At 60.1% G+C, this 8,808-nt stretch carries 8 protein-coding genes and 1 pseudogene; 5 read left to right on the top strand and 4 right to left on the bottom strand.

Translation table 11 applies throughout. The features are described from left to right. Window positions 1–315: pseudogene (locus tag FV226_RS26055) on the bottom strand (transposase); the annotation flags it as partial. 180 nt (window positions 316–495) lie between these two features. On the opposite strand from FV226_RS26055, the gene FV226_RS26050 reads away from it, so the two are divergent. Further along, a complete protein-coding gene (locus FV226_RS26050) occupies window positions 496–960 on the top strand; it encodes a hypothetical protein (protein WP_147765205.1) in 465 nt (154 codons plus the stop codon). Window positions 961–1,195: 235 nt separating this feature from the next. On the opposite strand, the gene FV226_RS26045 is transcribed toward FV226_RS26050, so the two are convergent. Further along, window positions 1,196–1,978, bottom strand: coding sequence for a hypothetical protein (locus tag FV226_RS26045; RefSeq protein WP_147765204.1), 783 nt, complete (start codon window positions 1,976–1,978; stop codon window positions 1,196–1,198). A gap of 279 nt (window positions 1,979–2,257) precedes the next feature. On the opposite strand from FV226_RS26045, the gene FV226_RS26040 reads away from it, so the two are divergent. Beyond that, on the top strand, window positions 2,258–2,521 hold the full coding sequence (locus tag FV226_RS26040; RefSeq protein WP_147765203.1) for a hypothetical protein: 264 nt from the start codon (window positions 2,258–2,260) through the stop codon (window positions 2,519–2,521). Between the two features lie 1,182 nt (window positions 2,522–3,703). Here FV226_RS26040 and FV226_RS26030 read toward each other — a convergent pair. Continuing rightward, window positions 3,704–3,925: a hypothetical protein gene (locus FV226_RS26030; RefSeq protein WP_147765201.1), complete on the bottom strand. Its 222-nt coding sequence runs from the start codon at window positions 3,923–3,925 to the stop codon at window positions 3,704–3,706. Window positions 3,926–4,100: 175 nt separating this feature from the next. Here FV226_RS26030 and FV226_RS26025 point away from each other — a divergent pair, with 175 nt between their 5' ends. From FV226_RS26025 to FV226_RS26015, 3 genes are all read left to right on the top strand, one after another. Beyond that, entirely contained in the window at window positions 4,101–4,679 is a 579-nt protein-coding gene (locus FV226_RS26025; protein ID WP_147765200.1) for a PAS domain-containing protein, read from the top strand. A 503-nt stretch (window positions 4,680–5,182) separates the two neighbouring features. Continuing rightward, window positions 5,183–5,446: a hypothetical protein gene (locus FV226_RS26020; RefSeq protein ID WP_147754463.1), complete on the top strand. Its 264-nt coding sequence runs from the start codon at window positions 5,183–5,185 to the stop codon at window positions 5,444–5,446. 425 nt (window positions 5,447–5,871) lie between these two features. After that, window positions 5,872–6,444: a hypothetical protein gene (locus FV226_RS26015; RefSeq protein ID WP_147754462.1), complete on the top strand. Its 573-nt coding sequence runs from the start codon at window positions 5,872–5,874 to the stop codon at window positions 6,442–6,444. A gap of 537 nt (window positions 6,445–6,981) precedes the next feature. Here FV226_RS26015 and FV226_RS26010 read toward each other — a convergent pair. Further along, complete coding sequence (locus FV226_RS26010; RefSeq protein WP_147765199.1) at window positions 6,982–8,448, bottom strand: PLP-dependent aminotransferase family protein; 1,467 nt, start codon at window positions 8,446–8,448, stop codon at window positions 6,982–6,984. Window positions 8,449–8,808: the final 360 nt, after the last annotated feature.

Genomic DNA, 8,808 nt, shown 5'->3' with positions numbered 1-8,808 from the left:
GCATGATGTGCTCGACACAGGCGCGTCGGCGCGCGGGGCTCAGAAGTTTCCCCGGGACGCCTCCTGCAGGATCAGCTTGTCGAGGGTGAGATCGGCGATTGCCTTTCGAAGCCGAGCATTCTCGGTCTCAAGACTCTTCATCCGTCGAACCTGATCCGACTTCAGGCCGCCAAACTCACGCCGCCACCGGTAGTACGTCACCGAACTCACACCGAGCGCGCGGATTACATCGGCCACGCTCTGGCCCTGGGAGATCAGAACGTCCGCCTGACGTAGCTTCGTGACGATCTCCTCGGGCTTCGGGTGCTTTGCCATCTCGTCCGTCCTCCAGGCTCAAAAGCCATACCAAAGGGCGGACCACTTCAATGGGGGCTGACCAGTCTAGGCTTCGTGTCTGACACAAAGCCAGAGCCAGAAATAATCTTCGGTTGAACGGCAGGGCAATGGCAGTAGCGTCCCGGCATGAGATCCACACGGGATCCAACGGAGACGTAAATGTCGGTGCTCAAAACTCTCAAGCTTAGCAACGCCGCCCCCATCGTCACAGCTGGCGATCCGCTGGCTCGCGCTCGTGACAAGCTGCTGGGCAGCCTGGCCGATCAGCGGGCCTTCGCCAGCGCGGTGGCGGCCGGCGAACTCTACACGCCACCCAAGAACCTCGTTTCCCGTAAAAACGAGGCGGGTGAGCGGGTCAGGGTGGAGGTGAGCCGCCGCATGCGCAAGGGCTGGTTCGAGGACGGCACGGGTACCGTGCATTTCGCAGCCCGCGTGGGCGGCAAGCCGCTGGAGCTAGCCAAGGGCAAGCAGGCGGTGGAGGTGGGCACGCTCGATAAGCTGCCGTCGGTCATCGATACGCTGATCGAGGCGGTTCGCGCGGGGGAGCTGGACTCTCAGATCGCCACCGCCGCCGAGGCACGCGGCCTGATGATGGCGGAGCGGCGCAAGCCCAAGGCAGCTTGATCGCTCCGGAGCGACGGTGAACGGCATGGCTCATCATGCCGTTCAACGCTTCGTCTGCCACGGGTACACGGTCCACCGCACAGACGGCGAAACGCTGCATTTTAGCGGTTTTTATGAGCGTATTCTCAAGAGCTTAGGCGGGCCAATGTCGTCGCCAGCTACTTGCGCGCAGAACGTCAAGATCCAGCGACCGCGCCGCTGCCAACGGCCTTCGCATGCCTCCCGTGGCGACCAATCAGTGCGCGAGGCCCACCGGCTTGTCGACCTCCACGCGGAACCGGATTGCCCGATCGAACGATGGGGCTTTCCGGTATTGCCGATCACGGCGCCACGACGGGGCGCTTTCATCACCCAACAGCCGTGTTTCGAACAAACCCAACCACGTCAGCGGCCGCAGCACCCGGCTCTCGAAAGCAAACCCTGCGAAATCCGCCGGGCCGTAGTCCAGCGCGGGGTCCCAAACCGTACAGCTGCGCATCAGGTCTTCGCGAGCGATCCATTCCGGCGACATGACGGAAAGGCACCACAGCACGATGCCGATGTGGTTCTGCGGCCAGGCCTCCACGGGCACGCGGTCGAAATAGCCAAGGTTGACGCGCCAGAGCATCGTCTCGAACAGGCAACGGAACAGATCCGCAGCTTGGTCGTCACGAACAAGCGTTGCACCAGCTTTGGTCACCAGCAGCCGCCGCTGCCGTTTGCGAAGCAGCTTGGCAGTTTGCGCGATGATCCGGGTAGCCTCCACGGGCATCACATCGATCTCGTTGAGCACCTTGTTCATCGAGAGCACCTGGGCCTTGTCATAGCCGGGCCAGGTCATGGCATCGAAGAGCGCCCGAACGTCGGCGCGGCTCAGCGCACCCGTGGCGGTCAGCGTGAGGCCAGCGAGAGCCTGAGCCCGCTGGATCATCAGGCGTGTGATTCCAACGAGTGGCGCGGCCATCGCGTGATCCGCTGTGGCATCGACGGTGATTACCCCCGGCATTCCTCCGGCCGACAGCTCCAGCAGGTCATCCAAGCTGGATCGGGTGAGGAGGCCCCAGACAGGGGGTTGGGTGAGCGTGGACATGAGCGAATATGTGCCACCGCCCCAGCGGTTCTGGCCAGGGTAATCAGCCTTGCTTCAGAACGCTCACCCATACGCTTGAAGGGTTCTTGTGCTGCTAGGGCGCTGAACCCGCGCCCCGCCGGTGCTGGGGCTTCCTGGGCGCGGGATGACAGCTGTCGCTGTGAGGGGAGGGGGCAGCACTTGGAGTGGGTTTGCCCATCTGATCCTTCAACGACGCATGGATAAGGAATGCTCCGGCTCTGGCTCACGAGCACGGCCATCGGCACGCTCGCAGCTTGGTACTCGGGCCTCGATCCATTCGCCCCCTACTTGTACGAGTTCATCATCCTCGGCGCGTTGGTGTTCGGCGCTGGCGTTCTCATCCTCGTGGCGGGCATGATTGGTAGCCCCATCCTCATGCTGCTCGTCGTAGGAGCGCTTCCCCTGGCCATGGGCTACAGCGAACGCTTCCTGCAGGGCGAGATCAAACCCAGCGGCGTCTTCCACCGCTAAACAGTCGATGCACCTTTGGACCTGGTGGGCGCCTACATTCCGGATGGTCGGGGGGTCGGCATAGTTGCGCCCTATTCCCCTGCGACGCCTTGGCTTGTCGGAGCGGCGGGGCATAATGCGCAAAAGTCTGATCGCGATCCTCATCTTCGCTTGCGCCGCGTCAGGGTGCGTCTCACGAACCGGGACCGGTGTGGGCTCAAGCCGCACAACTGCGTTTAATCTTGATCCTGATCGCTCGCGGTCTTGTAACGGCGGCCCGGTCTATCAGCCCTGCTAAATTTCATTAGGCGCCTTTGGCCGTGCGATCCACTTTAGTGCGGCATCAAACTCGGCCTCATCCGCGCTGGCACCAGCCGCCCGTGCCGCTTCGATGAACCGTCGGCGCTGTTCCTCAGACGTAAGCTTACCGGCGCAGAGATTGCGACTCAAACTGCCAGCGAAGGCGAGCAACTCGGAGGCGATGGGCTCCGGCTCTTCGGTCATGTGCAGCAGGACGTGGAGGGAGAAGCTCGCGAGCCTACGTGCGGCTAGCGACCTTGATCCCGACGCCTTCAGGAGCCTCGTGGAGGGTGGAGAGCGGCTTCGCCCTCGCCGGTTCGGCGAAGCTGTTGTCTGGAACCGCGCAGCGCTTGATACGATGTCTGAGGCAGCCCCTTGCCGATGAAGAGCATGGACCGACACCTGCGCGGAGCGGCCGGGGTTAATCTGGCCTTAGTTGGCGCGCACCCACGTGGCATGGTCCGGTTATGACATATGCTACAAAACGCGACCATGTGATCTCAGTGTTCCCAAACGACCAACAGCCGGGCTCCTTTCGCTGGACCATTACCGCGTTGTCCACCACGTCAGTGACCCAGTCTCCCTACGCCTTCGCCACAGCGTTAGGAGCCACCATGTCGGCTGAGTGCTGGTTGCGCGAAATCGCGAAGAGGGACAACGGATAACCGCGGGGCAGGCTCTCGCGCGTAAGCTCGGCGCGGACGGTGGGCGTCCACGTCGGGGTTCCTGGGTGAGCGTCAGACACCAGCCCAACACCCACGATGCTCGCAGCTCACCCAAAAGCTAAGCTGTTCAGCTTGTTATGAAAGGAGGCCTCACATTCTTTATGGAGGTTTGTCCAACTTCCCCGCATGGTGGGTAGCTCGCGTCGCCACTATCGTGTAGAAATTAAGCTTAATTACATTAATATTTAGAAATCATTAATTGTAGCTCCACGACAAAATTTCTGCGGTCTTCAAGATTTGACCGGCCGAAGTAGGCGTGTATTTGTTTAAGCAAAACTGCCGTTTCTACGACATTAAGAGTGCTGTCTAATTCGCAAAAAGGCTGACTTTCGTAGAAATCAGACAGCGGCACTCCAAGAGCGTCGGCGATACGGGTCAAGTCCTTTGTGTTGTTCGCCATCTTCCTCACATCTCTTTACGCAATCTCGCGATCTCGCAGGAATGGCAAGCAGCGAGCGCCACCTGTTATCTTCAGCACGGGGCGGGGTTGCGTTCGAAGCCTGCAACTGCATATGTTAATTTTCGAAAATATTCCGTCCCTCGGGAGGGAGAGGCTGGAGGTTTCGCCCGTGGGCATGAGTGCTATAAGCCAACACACTGATCTTGAGCACCTGCGTGCCGCCCTTGATGCATCATGTGTCGTCGGTACTTGGATGTGGGATCATGTCCGGCGCGTAGTCACCTACGACGAAGGCGCAGCACTACTTCTCACAGGCGATCCGGAGCTTGCCGATTGTGAGATCTGCGGCCCCATCGCTTTGAAGGCGATCCATCCCGAGGATATGACGTGGCTGATGGAGCACATGCTTCAAGCTGTCCAGGTGGGTGGCTTGGTGCTATCCGAATACAGAGTGTTCAAAAACGATGGAACAGTCCGGTGGCTCCTTAGTCGCGGGCGGACTTACCACGATGCAGCGGGCCAACCAGCACGATCGCATGGCATCCTCATCGATATCACTGAGATGCGTGACGGCGGTGAACGCTATATCCTCGGCAATCCACCGAAGTCGGGAAAAACCCTCGAGCATGCCGCGGATCTTGGTATCGCACTCAAGCAATCTCTTCCTGTTGATGCCCCACCTGAATTACACCAAGCTGCCAATTTGATGTTAATGAGCCTTGGGCGCGCAATAGCTCAAACTATTAAGGCATAGACGCAGACTTAATCAGTGTTTTTGTAGATTTGTGTTATTAATAATTAGGTACTTTATTTGATTTCGAGCGCTTGTTGACTAAAATCGTCCCATCTTGTCGTCCAACGCAACTTCTTTAAGGTCTGAGAGTGGATGTTTAGAGAATCTGCAAAGGGTCGATTTCGTTTAAAATTCCGGGAGCGGGCCGAATGAGCACTGCGGGCCGTTGCAGACGTAGAAGTTCCTGCTGACGTCTTGCCAAGAGCAAGGCGAGCTAAGGCCAATGATCCGCCATGAGGGATAAAAATTCCTCGGGGGCTCGCATTGGGTATCGCCTGAAGAGCCTCCTGCGATTTTTTCAACAAGATCGGTCGAAAGCAGACCAACTTTGGGTGCCATCCATCAGACGAGCTGCTGAAACCAATCGTCTCGCGCCCACGTAGATTAAGATTGCCGGCCATCGTCCCTCGGGCGCCGGTGGCTGAGAGCGTCCTTCGCTCCCGCCTACGCGCGCGGAGAACGGGATGCAGCGCTACTACTTCAACATCCACGATGGTCAGGACTCGTGGGACACGGAAGGGACGGTCCTTCCGGACATCCGTGCGGCTCGGATTGAAGCCATCCGCTATGCCGCGGAGGTGTTGAGGGATGAGGCCTCACGGCTGGAGAACGGCGAGGCTTGGCAGATGGACGTCCTCAGCGACAGGGGGCTTTCGCTCTTTCGGATCGACTTCCGTTTGTCGGTGTCGACAGAGCTCGTTCCGACCCTGCCCCGCTCGGTTGATTAAGTAGCGAAGGAAGGGCTTCCGCTTCCCACCTGTTCCGGGAAGTAGGTCACTGCCTCGCTGAGCCTCCCTGCAAGCAGGCATTCCCGGCTTCTGCACAGGGTCGGATGCTGCCTTACGAATCAGGCGCAGGATCGCGGGCGGGTCCGTGAACACGGTCGCGTAGGTCAGATCGGTGCTGAATACGACCTACGCGGCGCTCGACCCGGCTGGCAGGACCCTTAGACGATTCAGCGGTTCAGAGCGGGGACGTCGCAAACCTGCTGCATTTCAACTGCAGGTTTTGTCCAGGCTGATCGAGATTGAGCTCAAAAATCAGCTGTAGGAAGTGTGACAGGACGTTTGGATCTGCAGCGTTAACTGTCTTGATGAACGAAAGGTAATTGCCGATGCGTAGACTCTCGTTGCTCGCTACGACGTTGATCGCTATGAGCCCGCTTCCGTCCTATGCAGAATCGTATCAAAAGGCTGGATCCGAGTTACAGATCGGAGAGACTGCGACGGTTCCCCATCTCGTTCCGAAAGGCCCGGAAGTGCCGATCGAATTGCGGATCACCGCCATTGAAGAAGGCTCTGCGAACGATCTGAAAGGGTTTGAGATTCCGGTCAACCTGAAGAACGCACGGCCGATCTATGTGCGTTACGAATACAAAAATCTCAGCGACGCGGATCTGTCAGCCCAGAGCATCGGTGCATTCGTCGCCATCGACGACAGAGATCAGGCGCATGCGCCCGTGTCGACGTTGAGCGGCGGAACCTTCACGACCTGCGCGACGCCGACGGCGAAGGCGCTGACCCAGGGCAAGACCGGTCAAGGATGCCTGCTGTTCATGATCCATGCGAATGGGCGACTAAAGGCAGCCGCCTACAAGGGGCATTACCGCAGCGAAGGGGGCACCAATCCCCAGGCGTCCTACCCAATCTACTACAATCCCGTGCGGTGGACGGCTAGCAAATCCGCGACAGTCCCGTCCGGTGAACGACGCACCATTATTCAGTAAGGTGGCTCCCGACCGAATCGCGTGATCCCGGATCTTCGGGTAGAAGCAAGCTCGGGGCTAACTCAGGGAAGCGGACCTTGACCTCGCTTCAAGAAGCGGACGTTCAAAATCCGCCTCAAACATGTCACTTTCAGACTCGCATCAGGCATCCGAAAGTGGCCGATGAAAATTCTGGCTTCTTCTGTGTGACGCCAATTCATTTGAAATGCGCGCTGCTGCGTGCTTTTCCGTAGTGCATCCAAAATTGAATTGTGCGAAATCGATCTCGTCGGCTCTTGCCGACGACGCCTACGCCAGGGTCTCTGAAAACCCCAATCCTCTGGCGTAGGCGTCTGCAATTGGCAGCCGGAGCGACCATCGTGCTCCTGCCCGCAATTTAAAACAGCGCATGTCTGGATCCCCGACTAGTATCAATGAACCTTGCCCGGGCCCCAACTCCTCGCCCTAAATCGGACGTTGCGCTTGCGATCCAAGCCGGTCGCACGGAGCATTGTCGCTAGCATCCAACGGCGGACGTAAGCTGCGCAAGTTTTAGCCTCAGCCTACATCCTTCGATACCGATTTTAGCTCACGCACTGCGCTTTCGATCTGCGGCTCGGTCAGCGAGGAGTAGCCGAACACCAGCATGTCATCTCGTGCAGCGGGGTCAAAGTCGTAAGCGGCGCCGCTGGACAGGGCGTAGACGCCGATGCCTCGCTCGCGTGCCGTGATCTGGATCTTCCTGGCTGTGGGGAAACCGTCCGGCAATTGCCAGACCAAATGCAAGCCGCTCTCCGAACCCAAGACGACGGGCTCGTCGAACGTCTTCCGCAGCGCCCGGACGAGGCAGTCGCGTCGCGACTTGTAGAGTTGACGCAGCCGGCGCAGGTGCCGGTCGAAGTGTCCCTCGTCGATGAAGGCGGCCAGCGCGGCCTGCTCAAGCCAGGCTTGGCCGTTACTCATCCGGGCCTTTAGCATCCGCGCATCGTCCCAAAACATGCGTGGGACCGTCGCGTAGCCGATGCGCAGGCCTGCCCCGACCGACTTGGAGAAGGTGCCGACGTAGAAGACGCGTCGTCCTCCATCGAGGCCGGCCAGGGCGGTCAGCGGTGGGCCGTCGTACCGGAAGTCGCTGTCGTAGTCGTCCTCGACGATGTAGCTGTCGGTCTCCTCGGCCCAGCGCAGCAGGTCCAGCCGTCGGGTCAGCGGCATCATCGCGCCGGTCGGGAACTGGTGCGAGGGCGTGACGTAGAGCAGGCTGCCCCGGTCCTTGGGCAGAAGATCCGTTCGCAGGCCGTCGCCGTCGACCGGGACAGGATGGATGGCCATGCCGGCGCTCCTGAAAATCAGGGAGGCTCCAAGGTAGCAAGGGTTCTCGATACAGAGCTGCCGGGTGTGGGATCTCAGCAGGTTGAAAACCAGGTTGAGAGCGTCCTGCCCACCCGTAGTTACGACGACCTGATCCTCGGTGACCGCGACAGCTCTGGCGCGCCGCAGGTGCGTGCTGATGGCCGAACGCAATTCCGGGAGACCGGCCGGGTCGCAGTAGTCTGTCAGGAAGGCGGTTTCCTGCGACAGGAGCCGGTTCACGGTTCGCCGCCAGATCCGAAGAGGGAACCCGGCGGGGTCGGAGCGTCCGACCCAAAAATCGAGTTCCGGTCGGTCGCCACCGCCACCCGGCGAGCCGGCAAAGCAGAGCAGGGGCTCGCTGACTGCGTCCGGGACCGGTCCGTTGGTCAGGGGCTGGCCGCCACGCTGTATCAGCAGGAGGCTGTCCGGTGGGATGGGTTCCACAAACAGGCCCGCCGTGCCGCGCGCCTTGACGTAGCCCTCGGCTGCAAGACGCTCATAGGCGGCGTTCACGGTGTTGCGAGAGATCCTTGAGCGCTCCGCCAGCAGGCGGCTCGGCGGCAGCCCCATCCCGGCCTTGAGCTTTCCTTCCAGGATGATCGCCCGGACCTGATCGAACACCTGGGCCTGCAGCGGCTTGGCGGAGGTCGCGTCCAGCGTGAGCGTCAGTTCCACCCGTTACCCTCGTCGGCGGTGGCCCATTCAGGCCGAACAATCGGTGCCATCGCCCACCGACCACGATGGGGCCGCCCCGGCGCGATAAAACACTTGGTACCATGGACTATGCCTGATTTGGCCCTTCCACCTGACCAAAATTTAGAATTGTTTGCGATTTAGTGCACCCAAAGAACGGGTCGGGCTCGCCATCCGGAACGCCAAGAAGACCGGACGCTCGACCGCGGAGGAAACATGAACGAGATCGTCAAGCCGGATTCCCTGATCGTCGCCGAGGCCGAGAGCCTGACCGAGACCTTCTTCGGCGGCTGCCCGCACGACTGCCCGGACACCTGCTCGATGCTGTTCGAGGTGCGTGAC

It is taken from the genome of Methylobacterium sp. WL12 (assembly GCF_008039475.1).
In the GTDB taxonomy this organism is placed as follows: domain Bacteria; phylum Pseudomonadota; class Alphaproteobacteria; order Rhizobiales; family Beijerinckiaceae; genus Methylobacterium; species Methylobacterium cerastii.
The sequence above is the reverse complement of the archived record's forward strand: the minus strand, read 5'-3'. Positions and strand labels throughout refer to the sequence as shown.